Origin of the sequence: Streptomyces sp. NPDC000983 (assembly GCF_040299205.1) — a bacterium.
GTDB lineage: Bacteria > Actinomycetota > Actinomycetes > Streptomycetales > Streptomycetaceae > Streptomyces.
In genome coordinates this window covers 280,069-296,394 of record NZ_JBEPBM010000001.1, presented here as the reverse complement: position 1 = coordinate 296,394, position 16,326 = coordinate 280,069, and the positions used below count along the sequence as shown (strand labels likewise).

Here is a 16,326-nt window from a genome sequence, read left to right as displayed (position 1 = left end):
GCAGCGCTCCCCCACCACCCCATGTGGTCAGAACCCATACTTCAGTCGGAAGTCGTGGTTTCGAACCATGTGGGTTCGTCGGACAGGGCTTGTTTGATCCGGAAGAGCTGGTACTCGCTCAGCGGGGGCAGGGCGTCCACGTCGAACCAGCCGACCTGCAGGGACTCGTCGTCGTTGACCCGGGCCTCGCCGCCGACCGCCCGGCAGCGGAAGCAGACGTCCATGAACCGGCAGATGTCACCGTTGTCGAAGGTGACCTCCTTGCCGGACCGCACGAGCACGATCCGCTCGGGCACACAGTGCACGCCCGTCTCCTCGTACACCTCCCGCACGGCGCAGTCCGCGGGCTGCTCGCCCGGGTCCGGAATCCCGGAGATCACCGCCCACTGCCGGTTGTCGGCGCGCTGTCCGAGCAGGACCCGGCCCGCGTCGTCGAGGACTACGGCGCTGACACCGGGCAGCCAGAGCATCTGGTGACCGGCGTCGGCCCGGAGGGTGCGGATGAAGTCAGGAGTACCCATGACATCGACCCTAACGGGCGGCCCCGGCCGCCCGCCGCCCGTCCCGGCGGCGTACGAGAGGCGGACGGCTACACGTCACCGGCGCGTCGCCCGCGCACTCCGGCGCCGATCGCCCAGCCCAGTCCGCCCGCGGCGATCAGCACCAGGACCATCTCGGGCAGGATGCCGAGCTTCGTCGCGGGCGTCTCGGAGGAGCGCAGGGGCACCTTCTGCACCAGCGAGTCGGCGACGAACATGCCGGTCTTCTGGGTGATCGTCCCGTCCGGCATGATGATCGCGCTGACGCCGCTGGTGACCGGCACCGTGACGGTGCGGCTGTGCTCGACCGCACGGACCCGGGACATGGCGAGCTGCTGGTAGGTCATCTCGCTGCGGTCGAAGGTGGCGTTGTTGCTGGGCACGGAGATCATCTGCGCGCCGTGGGTGACGGTGTCGCGCACGGCCCAGTCGAACGCGGCCTCATAGCAGGTGGCGAGGCCCACCTCGGTGCCGCCGATGTCGAAGACGCCGGGCCGCTCGCCCCGGCTGAAGTCCTGGCGGACCATCGACGTCCACTCGGAGTTGATCGACCCGATCAGCGACCGCAGTGGCAGGTACTCGCCGAAGGGCTGGATCTGCCGCTTGTCGTAGGTCTGCAGCGGGCCCTTCACCGGGTCCCACAGGATCTGCTCGTTGAGCAGCTTCCCGTCCCGCTTCACCACGCCGCCGACGGAGATCGGCACGCCGACGGCCTTGGCGGCCTCGTCGATGACCTCGCGCGCGTCGGCGTTGGCGAAGGGGTCGATGTCGGAGGAGTTCTCCGGCCACAGGACGAAGTCCGGCCTGTCGACCTTGCCGGCCCGGATCTCGCCGGCCAGCCTCACTGTTTCCCGCGCGTGGTAGTCGAGGACGGCCCGGCGCTGGGAGTTGAAGTCGAGCCCCGCGCGCGGGACGTTGCCCTGGATGACCGCCACGGTGACGGTGCCGTCCTCGGCCTTGTCGCTGACCAGCGGACGGGCGGCCAGCGCCCCGGCGACGGGGGCGGCCAGGCTGAGCAGGGCCACGGCGGCCGCGGACCGGCGGACGGCGCCGGTGCGCCGCAGTTCGACGCCGAGCCGGACGGCCTCGTACAGGCCGAAGCCGCACAGGACGACCGCGAAGCCGAGTACCGGGGTGCCGCCCACCGCGGCGAGCGGCAGGAAGACGCCGTCGGCCTGGCCGAAGGCGATCTTGCCCCAGGGGAATCCGCTGAACGGCACGCGCGCGCGGGCCGCCTCGCCGGCCACCCACAGGGCCGCGGCCCACAGGGGCCAGCCGGGCAGCCGCGAGACCGCGGCCACTCCCGCGCCGACCAGGGCGACGAAGACCGCCTCGATGACGACGAGCGCGAGCCAGGGGCCCGGGCCCACCTCCACGCCGGTCCACACCAGCAGCGGCAGCAGGAAGCCCAGGCCGAAGAGGTAACCGAGACCGAGACCCGCCTTCCAGCCGCGGCCGCGCAGCAGCCAGCCGAAGCCGGCGAAGGCGGGCACCGCCAGCCACCACAGGGTGCGCGGCGGGAAGCTGACGTAGAGCAGCACTCCGAGGAGTGCCGCGGCGAGGGCGGGCAGCAGGCGGGCGAGCCACGCCCGGCGAGGGGCGGGCGCGAGGGGGTTCACCTGGTCCGACCCGTCCACGGAAGTTGCGGTGACGGTCACTCGGGGAGTGTACGGCGGCCAGCCCGGGCGCCGACAGCGCGGTCCGCCGGGCCCGGCCCGGCCGGCGCGGGTGTGCGGCATCGCTCGCGCACAGGACGTCCACAAAACGCCCATCAGCCGTTACGGTGTGCCGGAGCAAGTGTCGAACGAGCCGGTCAGGGCCGTGACGCGGGGCTGGTCACGGGCCGGGGGCGACCGGATTGCGGGGGTCGGGTGGGTGCCACGGGGATGACGTCTGCGGCCGGGAACGCCGGAGAGGTCAAAGAGAGACGAAACGTTTCTGACGCAGCGGGTGTCGTGGTGCTCGGCGCCTGTGCCGCCTGGTCCCTGATCACGGCCGCCGTGCGGGAGGGCCGGCCCGAGGGCGTCCTGCTCGCGATCCTGGCGGTCGCCGCCGGTTACGCGGCGGGCCGGATCGGCGGAGCGCTGCTGCCGGTCGCCGCGCCCTGTGCCGCGGCGCTCGCCGGAGTGGCCCTGGCGATCACGCTCCCCCGGCTCGGCCCGGACCCCGCCATCGTGCCCCCGCTCGGCCACGCCGGCGCCACGGCGGCCCTGCTCACCCTCGCCACCGGCGCCGCCTGCTGCGCGGCCTGGGCCGCGAAGGCGCGCGCCCCGCGGCTCGCCCTGGGCCTGTTGGCCGTCGGGGCCACGGTGACCGCCGCGGTGCTCGGGTCCACCAGCGGCCTGCTCGCCTGTTCCGCGGTGCTGCTCTGCTCGCTCGCCGCCGGCCGGATGCCCCACCGGGGCCTAGGCATCGCCGGACTCGCACTGACCACGGCCGCCGTCACCGCACTGACCTGGGCGGTCGCCGACAGAAGGGTGCCGGACGGGCTGTCCGGCTCGCTGGAGGGCCGACTCACCGGGCACCGGCTGGACCTGTGGCACGACGCCCTGACGCTGGCCGAGCGGGATCCGGCCCTGGGGGTCGGCCCGGGACGCTTCGGCGAGCTGAGCACCACGGCCACCGGCACCCTGCTGTCCGACGGCAAACCGCACTCGGCGCCCTTGCAGCAGGCCGCCGAACAGGGCGTGGTCGGACTGGTCCTGCTGGCGGCGGCGTTCTGCTGGGTGCTGTTCGCGCTCTGGCGCGCGCCGCGCCCGACGCCGGTGGTGCTCACCGCCGGCGCGGCCCTGACCGGTCTCGCGGCGATCGCCGCGATCGGCAACGCGCTCAGCTTCACCACGGTGTCGGTGGGCGCGGGACTGCTGGCCGGACTGGCCACCGCCCGCCCGCTGCCCGAACCGTCACCCGCCCCCGCGACCCGCCCGCACAGCCCGGTGTGAGGTGAGAGGTCACAGCAGGGGGTCGGGTACCCCCGTGAGCCGGGCCCTGATGACCCGTACGGCGGCCTCGGCGTCGTCGACCGTCACGGTGAACGTATGGCCGTCCCACAGTCTGAGCACCACGCCCTCGCCGCGCCGGACGACGACCGCGGTGCCCTTCTCGGGCCGCCAGCGGTAGCCCCAGCCGCCCCAGTGGCGCGGGGTCACCATCGGCACGAACTCGGCGCCCACCACCTGCGACAGCGGGATGCGGCGACGTGGCACGCCCATGTGGCCGCAGCGCACTTCCAGGGACTCCGTGTCCACCCTCAGCGCGACGTGCACGAACGCCAGGGTGCCGAACAGCACCAGCAGGCCGGCGGCGATGCAGCCGACGACGGCCATCGCGAGCGGGGCGACGCCGGAGGTCCAGGCCGAGTCGACGGCCAGTTCCACGCCGAGCGCCATACAGGCGGCGCCGGCCAGCGCCAGCAGCCACTGGACCCGGTTGGTGGCACGTCCGGTCCAGACCTCGGGGTGCGGCGGGTGCCCGCCCTGGGGGTGGTCCCTCATGCCAATGAGGTTACTCAGGTTTCGCTGCGCGGGTACCTCGTGGCGGAGGGTGACTGGGCCGCCCGGGGGTCGTTCCGGCCACCGCCGGTCAGCGGGCGGGGGTGACCGCCCGGAGGAGCCGGCCTTCCGCGTAGGACAGGGCGGGGTCGGGCAGGGCGGCGCCCTGGCGTCCGCTGAGCAGGACCGTCAGGGTGCCGGTCGCGGCGGCGTCGGGGGCGGGTGGCTGCCCGATCCGGCGCAGGGCCTGCGCGGCGACCGCCCCGGCGGAGCCGTGCAGGACGAGCGGCGGGCGGCCGGGGCGCTGCACGGCGGTCCGGATGTCCTCGGCGACGAGTTCGTAGTGGGTGCAGCCGAGGACGACGGTCGTCACGTCGTCGGGGGTCAGGGCGGCGGCCGCGGCGATCGCGGTGGCGACGGCGTCCCGGTCCGCGTGCTCGACGGCTTCGGCGAGCCCGTGGCAGGGCACCTCGGTCACCCGGACGCCGCCGGCGAAGTTCTCGATGAGGTCGCGCTGGTAGGCGCTGCAGGTGGTGGCGGGGGTGGCCCAGATGGCGACAGGTCCGCCGCCGGCCGCGGCGGGCTTGATCGCGGGGACGGTGCCGATCACCGGGATCCCCGGCTCCAGCCGGGCGCGTAGGGCGGGCAGGGCGTGCACGGTCGCGGTGTTGCAGCCGACGATCAGGGTGTCGGGCCGGTGGGCGGCGGCGGCCTCGGCGACGGCGAGCGCCCGCCGGGTGAGGTCCTCGGGGGTGCGCGGGCCCCAGGGCATGCCGTCCGGGTCCAGGGAGAGGACGAGATCGGCGTCGGGCCGCAGCCGCCGTACCGCGGCGGTGGCCGCGAGCAGACCGATTCCGGAGTCCATCAGCGCGATCTTCACCCGGCCACGATAGTCGATGGCCTCTTCCGGGCCGCCGCCGTGGGGCAGACTGCGCGGGTGAGCGCCTTCGTGTGGACCGCCGCCGGATCACTCGCCGCCTGGCTGTGGCTGCTCCTGTGCCAGGGCTTCTTCTGGCGCACCGACGTCCGGCTCCCCGACCGCCGGGAACCGCGGGTGTGGCCCTCGGTCGGGGTGGTCGTACCGGCGCGCGACGAGGCGGCGGTGCTGCCCGACAGCCTGCCCTCCCTGCTGGCGCAGGACTATCCGGGGCGGGCGGAGGTCTTCCTGGTCGACGACGGCAGCTCCGACGGCACCGGGCGGCTGGCCCTGGACCTCGCCGAGCGGTACGGCGGGCTGCCGCTGACGGTGGACTCGCCGGGCGAACCGCCGGCGGGCTGGACCGGCAAGCTGTGGGCGGTGCGCCACGGGATCGCGCTGGCACGCGCACGAGAGCCGGAGTACCTGCTGCTGACGGACGCCGACATCGCGCACGCGCCCGACAGTCTCCGCCGGCTCGTCGCGGCGGCCGGGACGGGCGGCTTCGACGCGGTCTCGCTGATGGCGCGGCTGCGGGTGGAGAGCCTGTGGGAGCGCCTGGTGGTGCCGGCCTTCGTCTACTTCTTCGCCCAGCTGTACCCCTTCCGCCGGATCGGCCGGAAGGGGACGCGTACGGCGGCCGCGGCGGGCGGTTGTGTCCTGCTGCGCGCGGACGCGGCCGAGCGGGCCCGGATCCCGGACGCGATCCGGCACGCGGTGATCGACGACGTGGCGCTCGCGCGGGCGGTGAAGGGCGGCGGCGGGCACATCTGGCTCGGTCTCGCCGACCGGGTGGACAGCGTGCGGCCGTATCCGCGCCTGGGCGACCTGTGGCGGATGGTCTCCCGCAGCGCCTACGCCCAGTTGCGCCACAACCCGCTGCTGCTCGCGGGCACGGTCGCCGGGCTCGTGCTCGTCTATCTGGTGCCGCCCGTCGCGCTGGTGGCGGGCGCGTTCGGCGGGGATCCGGGGGCCGCGCTCCTCGGCGGGCTCGCGTGGCTGGTGATGGCCGGTACGTATGTGCCGATGCTCCGTTACTACCGGCTGTCGCCGTGGCTCGCTCCGCTGCTGCCGTTCACCGCGTTCCTCTATCTGCTGATGACGGTCGACTCCGCGGTGCAGCACTACCGGGGGCGCGGCGCGGCCTGGAAGGGCCGCACCTACGCACGTCCGGACGCGGTGCCCGACGAGGGCTGACTACTTGCGGCCGGGGGTCCAGTTCATGCCCCAGCCGTACGCGTAGTCGACCGTCCGCTGCGGGCTGACCCCGCGCTCCGGCACCAGGTAGCGGGCCTCGCGCTGGACTACGAGGTCGTCGCCGGTGTTGGTGATCAGGGCTAGCGCGCACACCGTGGAGGGGACGGTGCACTCGTCGAGGGAGAAGTCGACCGGGGCGCCGAACTGCGGGGTGAGGGTGACCGTGGCGTGCAGGTCGGCGAAGGAGCGCGCGCCCTCGTAGATGGTGACGAAGACGAGGATCCGCCGGAAGGCCCGCTGGTAGTCGAGGTTCACGGTGAGGTTCTCGCCGCTGGAGACGGCCCCGGTGCGGTCGTCGCCGTCGAGGTGGATGAACGGCGGCTGGTGCAGGGCGCCGAAGGCGTTGCCGAGCGCCTGGATGACGCCCTTGCTGCCGTCGACCAGCTCGTACAGGGCGCACAGGTCGAGGTCGAGGTCGTTGTGCATGGCGACCGGGCGGCCCAGTTTGCTGGCCCAGCCCGAGAACTGCTTGCGGACCTCCCAGTTGAGGTTGACCCGCAGGGCGCCCGAGGTGCCTCCCTGCTTGGTCAGGGAGACCGCGGGGGCGGCCTTGGTGAGCGTCACCTTGCTGAGACTGACCGGGGCGGCCGGGGGCGGGGCGGTGGGCGGCATCGCGGGCGGGGGCGGCAGCGTGGCCGTGGGGGCGGCGGGCGTCGGAGCGGGGGCCTGCGGGGCCGGCGCCGGGGGCGCCTGCTGCGGCTCGTCGACGCTGATGCCGTAGTCGGTGGCGAGGCCCTCCAGGCCGCTGCTGTAGCCCTGGCCCACGGCGCGGAACTTCCAGGCGCCCTGGCGGCGGTAGAACTCGCCGAGCACGAACGCGGTCTCCACGGTGGCCCCGGTCGCGTCGAAGCGGGCGACGGAGGTGCCCTGCGCGTCCTTGACCTCGATGCCGAGCCCGGGGACCTGTCCGAAGGCGCCGCCGTCGGAGGAGGCGGCCAGGATGACGGTCTCGATGGCGGGCTCCACGCGCGCGAGGTCGACCAGCAGCGTGTCGGTCACCTGGCCGCCGACGACCTGCTTGCCCTCGTGCCGGACCGCGCCGGAGCCGTGCGCCGGCTGGTTGTAGAAGACGAAGTCCGCGTCGGAGCGGACCTTGCCGCCTACGAGCAGCAGCGCCGAGGCGTCCGCGTCGGGCACCCCCGGTCCGGAACGCCAGCCCAATTCGACGCGAAGAGCCGTCGTCGGCACTGGAACATTCGACCCTTTCGGCATTGACATGTCCGCCCCCATCACGTGTCGGCGCGCCAGGTCGTGCCCGGCAAGTCCATTCGGTTCCGCAGTACAGGGTCAACCTATTCCCCAGGTACGCGGATCTCCCAGGAGAGGGCACGAAGATCGCTGGCCAACCGCCGGTAACCCCTGCGGAACTCGGCATTTACACGATCCCAACGCCGATCGATGCCCTTTTTTGCCAAGTTCGCTCGCATTGGCGATCCCGGGTCACCGTCGACGCGGAAAACAACCCTCTTATCGGTCTCCCCAACCAGCACATCGTGGGCTTAACTTATGGCCATGACCTCCCCCCGCTCCACCTATGGCGGCGGCTACTACTCCGCCTCCTTCCCGGACACCCCGATCTACGACTCGCTCGTGGCCGAGCGCGGTACCCCGCAGATCGCCCCGATCCGGGTCCCCTCCGCCTACGACATGCCGAGCAGTCATCTGCCCGCGCTGCCGTCGGCGCTGCCGGCCCTCCCGGCCGCTCCCCAGCCCTCCTACGGCTACCCGCAGGCGCAGCAGCCCGCCCCGCTGCAACAGGCCCCCGCGGCGTACATCCCGCAGCAGGCCGCCGCGCCGCGCGGTTACCCCGGTCCACAGCCCCAGCAGCCGCGCCCCGCGGCTCCCATGGGGTACGAGGCGATGCGCCCCGCGGCGCCCCGCCCGGCCGCTCCCTCGTACCAGGACCCGTACAACAACCAGCAGTACCGCGGCTACTGAGCCGTCTCCCGGAAGGGCCGTGCCACCTGGCACGATGACCCCATGGGGAATGCGCTGCTGCAGTCGATCCACGTTCATCCGGTCAAGGCGTTCCGGGGCATCTCGCTCCGGGAGGCCGTCGTGGAGCCCTGGGGGCTGGCCGGTGATCGTCGCTGGATGCTGATCGACGACGGGGGAAAGGTCGTCACCCAACGCCAGCAACCGCGTCTCGCGAAGGCCGCCGCCGAGCTTCTGCCCGACGGCGGCCTTCGGCTGTCCGCGCCCGGGGCGCCGCCGCTGACCGTCCCGGTGCCGCGGCGGGGCGGGACCGTGCCGGTGGAGATCTTCCGGGACAAGGTCGAGGCCGTCCCCGCCGAGGACCCGGCCGTGCACGAGTGGTGCACCGCCTGGCTGGGCATCCGAGTCCGCCTCGTACACATGGACGACCCGGCCACCCGTCGTCCGGTCGACCCGGAGTACGCGCTGCCCGGTGAGACCGTCAGCTTCGCGGACGGCTATCCGCTGCTGCTCACCACGACCGCCTCCTTGGACGCGCTCAACTCCCTGATAGCCGGGGGCGAGCACGCGCACGAGGGCCCGCTGCCGATGAACCGCTTCCGGCCCAACGTCGTGGTCTCCGGCACCGACGCCTGGGCCGAGGACGACTGGACGCGCGTCGCCATCGGCGACGTCACCTTCCGGGTGGCCAAGATGTGCGGGCGGTGCGTGGTCACCACCACCGACCAGGACACCGCCGGGCGGGGCAAGGAGCCCCTGTTCAGCCTCGGCCGGCACCGGCGGATCGGCGGCAAGCTGGTCTTCGGCCAGAACCTGGTGCCGCTGACCGGCGGCACCGTCCGGGTCGGTGATCCGGTGCGGATCCTCGCCTGATCCCCGCCGGCCGGCCCCGGCCGGGAACCCCGGGAGCGGGCCCGTCCGTTGAGTGTTCCGCGAGCGCTTCGTGAGAGCCTCGGGAGCGGGTGGTGTCGCTCTGCGGCCGGGACCGCGCGTGAGCGGCTCCGCCGAGGGGTGGGCACGGAGGGGGAAGGGGGTGCCGGACGGTGCGGGCGATGAGCGGACTCTGGCGCTGGCGGCACAACCCGCTGCGCCGCGCGACCGATCTGGCCGAGGCGTGGGTGGCGCTCTCGGCCCTGCTGCTCGTCCTCGTCGCGGCCCCCTGGGTGGGCGCCGAGGTCGGCGGCCTCGCGCAGGACAGCCTCCAGGAGTCGGTGCGTGAACAGCGCGCCGACCGCCACCTGATCACGGCCACCGTGGCCCAGGTCCTGGGCAAGGCACCGCTGAGCGCCGATCCGGAGGCCGCCGCGACCGGCCGGGATGTGCGCACCCGCGTCCTGGCCGACTGGACCGCGCCGGACGGCTCCCGGCACCACGGTCCGGTGACCACCCGGACCGAGGACCCCGAGCCCGGTGACCGCTTCCGGATCTGGACGGACCGTCAGGGCCGCGCGGCGGCCCGCCCGCTGGACTCGGCGACGGCGACCACCCATGCCGTACTGGCCGGGTTCGGCGCCGCCCTGCTGGCCGTCGGCGCCGTCGAGTGCGCCCGCAGGGTGATCGTCTGGCGCATGGTCCGCCGCCGGTACGCCCGTTGGGACCAGGCCTGGGAGCGGGCCGGACCGGACTGGGGACGGACCGGGACCGGCAGCTGACCGCCTTGAGCCTCTGGTCATCCCCGGACCTGCGCGCACGCTACGGTGGACCGGCCGAGTCCTCGGCGACGACCCGCGCCGGCCGGCCGCCGGAGTGGCCGACGCGCCCCGAAGGCGAACGGGCCAGCAGCACGACTGAGGGTGGGGGCACAGCAACACCATGGCACAGGGCACGGTCCAGGTGACGCACTCCGGCACATCGCGGTGGCGCCGCCGCACGGGTGAGTACGCGTCGCTCGCTGCGGCGCTCCAGGCCGCGGCCGACGGTGACGTCCTCACCATCGCGCCGGGTACGTACCGGGAGAACCTCGTCGTCCAGCGGCCCGTGACCCTGCGCGGCCCCGAGGGCGCCCCGGGCTCGGTGCGGATCGCGCCGCCGGACGGGGTCCCGCTGACGGTGCGGGCCTCGGCCGTCGTGCAGGACCTGCTCGTGGAGGGCCAGGACGCCGCCGCGCCGGCCCTCCTGGTCGAGGAGGGCACACCCGAACTGACCGACATCCGGGTCGTGACGCGTTCCGCCGCCGGCATAGAGGTGCGCGGTGGCGCGCGCCCCACCGTACGGCGCTGCACGGTCGACAACCCGGCGGGGATCGGCATCGCCGTGGTGGACGGCGGGGGCGGGGTGTTCGAGGAGTGCGAGATCGTCTCGGCGGGCCAGTCCGGTGTGTCCGTGCGCGGCGGGGGTCACCCGCGTCTGGAGCGCTGCCGGGTGCACCACACCTCCGGTGCCGGGCTCGCGGCGACGGGTGAGAACTCCGCGCTGGAAGCGGTCGGTTGCGAGATCTACGAGGTCCGGGGCAGCGGTGTGCAGATCACCGGCCGGGCCACCGCCCACCTCACCGACTGCGATGTGCACCGCACCACGGGGGACGGGGTCACGCTCGACACGGACGCGGTGCTGACCCTCGCCGACTGCCGCATCCACGACATCCCGGAGAACGCGGTCGACCTGCGGTCCCGCTCGGTGCTGACGCTGACCCGCACCACCGTGCGGCAGTTCGGGCGCAACGGCCTGTCGGTGTGGGACCCCGGCACCCGGGTGGACGCCAACCAGTGCGAGATCTTCGACAGCACCGGCGACTACCCGGCCGTCTGGGTCAGCGACGGCGCCACCGCCGTACTGGACTCCTGCCGGGTGCACGACGTGCCCGACGCCCTGTTCGTGCTGGACCGCGGCTCCCGGGCGGACGTCGTCGACAGCGATCTGACGCAGGTGCGCAACACCGCCGTCTCGGTCAGCGACGGTGCCACCGCGCAACTCGACGACTGCCGGATCAGGGACGCGGCGACCGGCGCCTGGTTCCGCGACCACGGCAGCGGCGGCACCCTCGCCAACTGCGCGCTGGACGGCGTGCAGACGGGTGTGATCGTCACCAAGGGCGCCGACCCCACCCTGGAGCGGTGCACGGTCGAGTCCCCGGCCGAGGCCGGGTTCTACGTGTCGGCGGGCGGCCGGGGCAGCTTCCTCGACTGCCGGGTCACGGGCAGCGCGGGCTACGGCTTCCACGTCATAGACGGCTGCCGCACGACGCTGCGCAAGTGCCGTACCGAGCGCTGCGCGCGCGGTGGCTACGAGTTCGCCGACGGCGGTCCCGACACGGGCTCGGGGTCCGGGCCCGTGGTGGAGGACTGCACCAGCGACGAGAGCGGCGGCCTGAGCCGCGGCGCGCTCCCGGTGGAGACGGCCGTGCAGACGGCGGACCGGTCGCCCGGCCTGCTCGGCGCGATCCCCGCCCGCCGCGCCGCCGAACCGGAGGCGCCGGCCGCGCCCGAGGTCCCTGCCCAGCCGGCCCGCACCTCCAAGGCCGTGCTCGGTGAACTGGACGCGCTGGTGGGGCTGGACAGCGTCAAGCGCGAGGTGCGGGCGCTGACCGACATGATCGAGGTGGGGCGGCGCCGCCAGGAGGCCGGCCTGAAGGCCGCCTCCGTCAAGCGGCACCTGGTCTTCACCGGCTCCCCCGGCACGGGCAAGACGACGGTGGCCCGGCTCTACGGCGAGATCCTCGCCTCGCTCGGCGTGCTGGAGAAGGGCCACCTCGTCGAGGTGTCCCGGGTCGACCTGGTCGGCGAGCACATCGGCTCCACGGCGATCCGCACCCAGGAGGCGTTCGACCGGGCGCGCGGCGGGGTGCTCTTCATCGACGAGGCGTACGCGCTCTCCCCGGAGGACTCCGGCCGGGACTTCGGCAAGGAGGCCATCGACACGCTGGTGAAGCTGATGGAGGACCACCGGGACGCCGTGGTGGTGATCGTGGCGGGCTACACGGCGGAGATGGAGCGGTTCCTGTCCGTCAACCCCGGTGTGGCCTCCCGTTTCTCACGGACCATCACCTTCCGCGACTACGGTGCCGGGGAGCTGCTGAGGATCGTGGAGCAGCAGGCCGAGGAGCACGAGTACCGGCTGGCGGAGGGCACCGGCGAGGCGCTGCTGACGTACTTCGACGGCATCCCCAAGGGTCCCGCCTTCGGCAACGGCCGTACCGCGCGGCAGACGTTCGAGGCGATGGTGGAGCGGCACGCGGGCCGGGTCGCCCAGCTCCCGGAGCCCAGCACGGACGATCTGACCCTGCTCTACGGGGAGGACCTGCCCGAGTCGTCCTGAGCGCGCGGGGCGGGCAGATCCGGCCGCAGCCGGGCCAGCAGCCGGGCGCGTTCCTCGGCGAAGGCCGGATCGTCCTGGTAGTCGGAGTGGCCGAGGATCGGTGCGGGCAGCGGCTGCAGGGCGGTGCGGCCGCGGGCCCGGGGGTCCTTCAGCGCCTCCCGGTCCACCTCGGGGCCGTACTCCCCCGGCAGCCGGACGGGGCCGCCGATCGGGTCGGTGGGCCGGTGCAGGTTGCGCCAGCGGTCCACGTCGTGGTGGAGGGCGCTGAGCGCGGCAGGGCCGAAGTGGGCGGGGAACCACCGGCCGTAGAGGCGTTCCAGGGGTGAGCCGTAGGTGAGCAGGGCGACCCGCTTGCGGACGGACGGGGTCAGCTGCCAGGCGGCGGCCGCGGCGAGGACGCTGCCCTGGGAGTGGCCGGACAGCACGAGCCGGCCGCCGGTGGCGTTCGTCCAGGTGGCCATCCGCCAGGTGAGGTCGGGTACGGCGCGCTCGGCGTAGCAGGGCGGGGCGAAGGGGTGGGCGGCACGCGGCCAGAAGGTGCCGACGTCCCACAGGATGCCGATGGTGCGGCGGGCGGAGGGGTCCTTGTAGGCGCGTCGGCCCCAGGTGACGAACAGTATGAAGCCGAGGCCGATCAGCCAGGATCCCAGGGCCTGGGCGGTCTCGGCGGCGCCCTGCACGAAGGCGGGCGCCGGTTCGCCCGCCTCGGCCGGGGTGCGGTCCGTGGTGAGGGCGCCGGCCAGGGCGGCGGCGCCGAGGAGCAGGGTGGCGGCGGAGGCGACGCCGACGAGGAGGGGTCCGCGGTCGGTGAGGGTGGCCATCGCGCGGGTGCGGGCGATACGGCGGCTGCGGGCGCTGTCGGCGGGGTCACCCCGGTAGTCGCGTTCCACGGCGGCCCGTTCGGTGCGGGCCAGCCGCCAGGTCTGCCGGGCGAGCACCGCGCAGAGCAGGAGCAGCAGCAGGAGCAGCGGTGGGATGACGGAGGCCTGCCAGGTGAGCAGGACGGGCGGGCCGGGGATGGCGGCGCGGGTGCCGTCGAGCCAGTCCGCGACGCGCTGGGCGAGGCCGCCCGACATCACGCCGCCGAGCGCGCAGGCCAGCATGGCGACCGCGGGCCCGCCCTGGCCGCGCAGCGCGGCCCGTGGATCGGGGTGGGAGCGGTGCAGGACGTGGGCGATGACGGCGAGGGCGATCACCAGCAGGCCCTGGGCCAGGGCGAGGGCGCCGAAGGAGGCGTCACCGGGGAGGCGCCCCTGCGACACCCAGGGCCGCTGCCAGGCGGCGTAGACCAGGGTGGCGGCGAGCAGCAGGAGGCAGGCGAGCGGCAGCAGGCGCACCAGGCGGTCGTCGGGCTCCCGGTCGAGGCGGTGCTCGCTGCGGCCCCGGCGGCAGACCACCCACACCACGGCGGCGGCCGCGACGAGGAGGGACGCCTCCAGCAGGCGGCCCGCGGCGTCGAGTGCGGCGGGGCCGCCCGGGCGGTGGTCGAAGCGGGCCGCGGGCAGGCCGGCCGCGGCGGCGACGGTCAGCAGGCCGGCTGCGGTGTGCGCGGCGCGCAGCCGGGCCACCAGCCGGCGGCCGTACCAGAATCCGGGGCGGCCGAGCGCGGTGCGGTCGGTCTGCTCCGCAAGGGCCTCGGGGGGCCGCTCACGGCCCAGGGGCTCCTGGGACTCGTAGGCGCTCCAGGTGCGGTGGGAGAGGTACCAGAGCAGGCCGGTGAGGGCGAGGGGGACCAGGGCGGCGAGGGCGAGCCTGCGGCCGGGCAGGCTCCACCAGCCGGACGCCAGGAAGCCCAGCCAGGAGTGGCGTTCGGCGCACGCCGGGGTGCCGGCGCACTGCCAGGCGGCCAGGTCCAGGGCGACCTCGCAGGCCGCGGCGACGAGCAGCACGGTCAGGGAGAGCGCGGCGAGCCGGACGAGGAGGCCGTGGAGGCGTACCGTGCGGACGCGGCCGCGGGCGCCGGGGCGCATCCAGTGGGCGAGGTTGACCACCATGAACGGCAGCAGTAGCAGCCACAGCGCGCGGGCGCCGTTGCCGGAGGTGAGGTTGCACCACACGTACGCCTCGGGGACCGGGCGGTCCCGGTAGTCCCCGGGCCGGGACTCGGCGTCGACGTCGTCGGCGCGCCGGAAGACGGCCGCCACGTCGTCCCCGGTGACGCGCTCGGTGCGGGGGTCGCCGAGCATGTCCTGGGGCGTGGTGCCGCCCACGCCGTGCACCAGGAGTTCCAGGGCGATGTCCGCCTCCTCCGGCCGCCGCGGCGCGGCCGGGGCACGGTCTGACGCGTGCTCCACTGTTCGCCCTTCCCCCGTGACGAGCCGTCGGCCTGTGTGCGTGCGGGCCCAGGATCTCCACCGCCGGGGCGGTCCGCACCCCTCGTCACGGAATCTCCCCGATCCGGGTGACACAGGGGCGGCGGACGAGGTGTGGGTGACATGCGCGCGACGGGCCGGTCGGTGGCGCGTGCTCGGCCCCGACGTGCGAGGATGGGGCATCCGTGCACCCGGATCCAGGACGATGCCGTCGTCGGAGCGCGGGTGCGCGGCGGGCGGGCAGGCTTGAGGCGAAGGGAACCGGAGCGTACGTGAGTGAGAATCAGAACCTCCTCGCGGAGCAGCGCCGCGCTCTGATCCTGGACGAGGTCCGCCGCCGGGGCGGGGTGCGGGTCAACGAGCTCACCCGCAAGCTCGGCGTGTCGGACATGACCGTGCGACGCGATCTCGACGCGCTGGCCCGGCAGGGCGTGCTGGAGAAGGTGCACGGCGGCGCCGTGCCGCTGGTCGAGGCGAGCACCCACGAGCCGGGCTTCGAGGCCAAGTCGGGGCTGGAGCTGACGGCCAAGGAGGACATCGCCCGGGCCGCGGCCCAGTTGGTGGCCCCGGGTGCGGCGATCGCGCTGTCGGGCGGTACGACGACGTACGCGCTGGCGCATCAGCTGGTGGACGTGCCCGATCTGACGGTGGTCACCAACTCGGTGCGGGTGGCCGATGTCTTCCATGTCGCGCAGCGGACCTCCGGTCCCCGGCAGGGCGCGGCCACGGTCGTGCTGACCGGCGGGGTGCGCACCCCCTCGGACTCGCTCGTCGGCCCGGTCGCCGACCAGGCCATCGCCGCACTCCACTTCGACGTGCTGTTCCTGGGTGTGCACGGGATATCGGTGGAGGCGGGTCTGTCGACGCCGAACCTCGCCGAGGCGGAGACCAACCGGCGGCTGGTGCACTCGGCGCGACGGGTCGTGGTGGTCGCCGATCACACCAAGTGGGGTGTGGTGGGCCTGAGTTCGTTCGCCGCGCTCAACCAGGTGGACACGCTGGTGACGGACCGCGGCCTCGACCCCGAGGCGCGCGCCGAGGTGTCCGAGCAACTGCGGCGGCTGGTCGTGGCGGGCGAGACCGAGCAGCTCGCAGACAACTGACGAGCCGTCAACTAGGGTGGCTGCTCCGGCTGTTCAGCAAGGGGGGTCGCCATGCTCCGCCGACTGCGGCCGGAGGGGCTCGACTTCGTCGGGACCGCTCCGGTGCGACTGGTCTTCACCCGTGACATCTCCGCGCCGCCCGAAGCCGTCTTCCGCTCCCTGGCCCTCGATGTGCCGGGCTGGGCAGGGTGGTTCCCGGCCGTGACGCGCGCCGAACCGGTCGAGGGCGGGCGCCGGATCACCCTGCGCGGGGGCGTGCGCTTCCAGGAGACGGTCCTCACCGCGGAAGCCTCCCAGGTCTACGCGTACCGGGTCGACGCCACCAACGCGCCGGGTCTGCGCGCCCTGGTGGAGGAGTGGCGCCTGGACCCGGCCGGGACCGGCACCCGGGTGCGGTGGACGTTCGCCGCGGACGGCCCGGCGCCCGTGCGGCTGCTGCTGGGGGCGGCGCGGCCCGGTCTGGGCCGGTCGTTCCGCGGCGCGGTCGCCTCGCTGGACCGGCGGCTTTCGGCGCGCTGA

14 protein-coding genes are annotated in these 16,326 nt (G+C 74.3%); 8 read left to right on the top strand and 6 right to left on the bottom strand.

Annotated elements, in window-relative coordinates; all coding sequences use genetic code 11:
- Positions 1 to 41: 41 nt before the first annotated feature.
- Positions 42 to 521, bottom strand: a complete 480-nt coding sequence (locus ABT296_RS01100) for an NUDIX hydrolase (protein ID WP_351922243.1) — start codon at positions 519 to 521, stop codon at positions 42 to 44.
- Between the two features lie 68 nt (positions 522 to 589).
- Entirely contained in the window at positions 590 to 2,197 is a 1,608-nt protein-coding gene (lnt, locus tag ABT296_RS01095; protein ID WP_351922242.1) for an apolipoprotein N-acyltransferase, read from the bottom strand.
- A 228-nt stretch (positions 2,198 to 2,425) separates the two neighbouring features.
- Between lnt and ABT296_RS01090 the strand changes: the two genes are divergently transcribed.
- Positions 2,426 to 3,481 carry an O-antigen ligase family protein gene (locus ABT296_RS01090; RefSeq protein ID WP_502977146.1) on the top strand — a complete coding sequence of 352 codons (1,056 nt, stop codon included), beginning with the start codon at positions 2,426 to 2,428 and terminating at the stop codon, positions 3,479 to 3,481.
- A 9-nt stretch (positions 3,482 to 3,490) separates the two neighbouring features.
- Here the strand turns inward: ABT296_RS01090 and ABT296_RS01085 are convergent, their stop codons facing one another.
- Together ABT296_RS01085 and ABT296_RS01080 are read right to left on the bottom strand one after the other, a co-directional pair.
- Positions 3,491 to 4,033, bottom strand: coding sequence for a hypothetical protein (locus ABT296_RS01085; protein WP_351922240.1), 543 nt, complete (start codon positions 4,031 to 4,033; stop codon positions 3,491 to 3,493).
- 88 nt (positions 4,034 to 4,121) lie between these two features.
- Positions 4,122 to 4,910 (bottom strand): glutamate racemase, encoded by a 789-nt coding sequence (locus ABT296_RS01080; RefSeq protein ID WP_351922239.1) that lies wholly within the window; start codon positions 4,908 to 4,910, stop codon positions 4,122 to 4,124.
- A 57-nt stretch (positions 4,911 to 4,967) separates the two neighbouring features.
- Here ABT296_RS01080 and ABT296_RS01075 point away from each other — a divergent pair, with 57 nt between their 5' ends.
- Positions 4,968 to 6,143, top strand: a complete 1,176-nt coding sequence (locus ABT296_RS01075; protein ID WP_351922238.1) for a glycosyltransferase — start codon at positions 4,968 to 4,970, stop codon at positions 6,141 to 6,143.
- Here the strand turns inward: ABT296_RS01075 and ABT296_RS01070 are convergent, their stop codons facing one another.
- Entirely contained in the window at positions 6,144 to 7,415 is a 1,272-nt protein-coding gene (locus ABT296_RS01070) for a TerD family protein (protein WP_351922408.1), read from the bottom strand.
- A gap of 300 nt (positions 7,416 to 7,715) precedes the next feature.
- Between ABT296_RS01070 and ABT296_RS01065 the strand changes: the two genes are divergently transcribed.
- From ABT296_RS01065 to ABT296_RS01050, 4 genes are all read left to right on the top strand, one after another.
- On the top strand, positions 7,716 to 8,141 hold the full coding sequence (locus ABT296_RS01065; protein ID WP_351922237.1) for a DUF6643 family protein: 426 nt from the start codon (positions 7,716 to 7,718) through the stop codon (positions 8,139 to 8,141).
- 42 nt (positions 8,142 to 8,183) lie between these two features.
- Positions 8,184 to 9,011: an MOSC domain-containing protein gene (locus tag ABT296_RS01060; protein ID WP_351922236.1), complete on the top strand. Its 828-nt coding sequence runs from the start codon at positions 8,184 to 8,186 to the stop codon at positions 9,009 to 9,011.
- 170 nt (positions 9,012 to 9,181) lie between these two features.
- Positions 9,182 to 9,790, top strand: a complete 609-nt coding sequence (locus ABT296_RS01055; RefSeq protein WP_351922235.1) for an Rv1733c family protein — start codon at positions 9,182 to 9,184, stop codon at positions 9,788 to 9,790.
- Positions 9,791 to 9,950: 160 nt separating this feature from the next.
- The gene (locus ABT296_RS01050) at positions 9,951 to 12,392 is read left to right on the top strand and encodes a right-handed parallel beta-helix repeat-containing protein (protein WP_351922234.1); all 2,442 of its coding nucleotides are present in this window, start codon (positions 9,951 to 9,953) and stop codon (positions 12,390 to 12,392) included.
- Here the strand turns inward: ABT296_RS01050 and ABT296_RS01045 are convergent.
- Positions 12,362 to 14,686 carry a hypothetical protein gene (locus ABT296_RS01045; RefSeq protein WP_351922233.1) on the bottom strand — a complete coding sequence of 775 codons (2,325 nt, stop codon included), beginning with the start codon at positions 14,684 to 14,686 and terminating at the stop codon, positions 12,362 to 12,364. The two genes, ABT296_RS01050 and ABT296_RS01045, sit on opposite strands and share 31 nt — an antisense overlap.
- A 290-nt stretch (positions 14,687 to 14,976) precedes the next feature.
- Between ABT296_RS01045 and ABT296_RS01040 the strand changes: the two genes are divergently transcribed.
- Entirely contained in the window at positions 14,977 to 15,807 is an 831-nt protein-coding gene (locus tag ABT296_RS01040) for a DeoR/GlpR family DNA-binding transcription regulator (protein WP_351922232.1), read from the top strand.
- Between the two features lie 51 nt (positions 15,808 to 15,858).
- Positions 15,859 to 16,326, top strand: a complete 468-nt coding sequence (locus tag ABT296_RS01035; RefSeq protein WP_351922231.1) for an SRPBCC family protein — start codon at positions 15,859 to 15,861, stop codon at positions 16,324 to 16,326.

What these genes read in the sequence shown, in the direction of transcription:
- ABT296_RS01100 (WP_351922243.1), bottom strand. Translation starts at nt 521, where the DNA reads ATGGGTACTCCTGACTTCATCCGCACCCTCCGGGCCGACGCCGGTCAC.
- ABT296_RS01090 (WP_502977146.1), top strand. Translation starts at nt 2,426, where the DNA reads ATGACGTCTGCGGCCGGGAACGCCGGAGAGGTCAAAGAGAGACGAAAC.
- ABT296_RS01085 (WP_351922240.1), bottom strand. Translation starts at nt 4,033, where the DNA reads ATGAGGGACCACCCCCAGGGCGGGCACCCGCCGCACCCCGAGGTCTGG.
- ABT296_RS01070 (WP_351922408.1), bottom strand. Translation starts at nt 7,415, where the DNA reads ATGCCGAAAGGGTCGAATGTTCCAGTGCCGACGACGGCTCTTCGCGTC.
- ABT296_RS01065 (WP_351922237.1), top strand. Translation starts at nt 7,716, where the DNA reads ATGACCTCCCCCCGCTCCACCTATGGCGGCGGCTACTACTCCGCCTCC.
- ABT296_RS01060 (WP_351922236.1), top strand. Translation starts at nt 8,184, where the DNA reads ATGGGGAATGCGCTGCTGCAGTCGATCCACGTTCATCCGGTCAAGGCG.
- ABT296_RS01050 (WP_351922234.1), top strand. Translation starts at nt 9,951, where the DNA reads ATGGCACAGGGCACGGTCCAGGTGACGCACTCCGGCACATCGCGGTGG.
- ABT296_RS01035 (WP_351922231.1), top strand. Translation starts at nt 15,859, where the DNA reads ATGCTCCGCCGACTGCGGCCGGAGGGGCTCGACTTCGTCGGGACCGCT.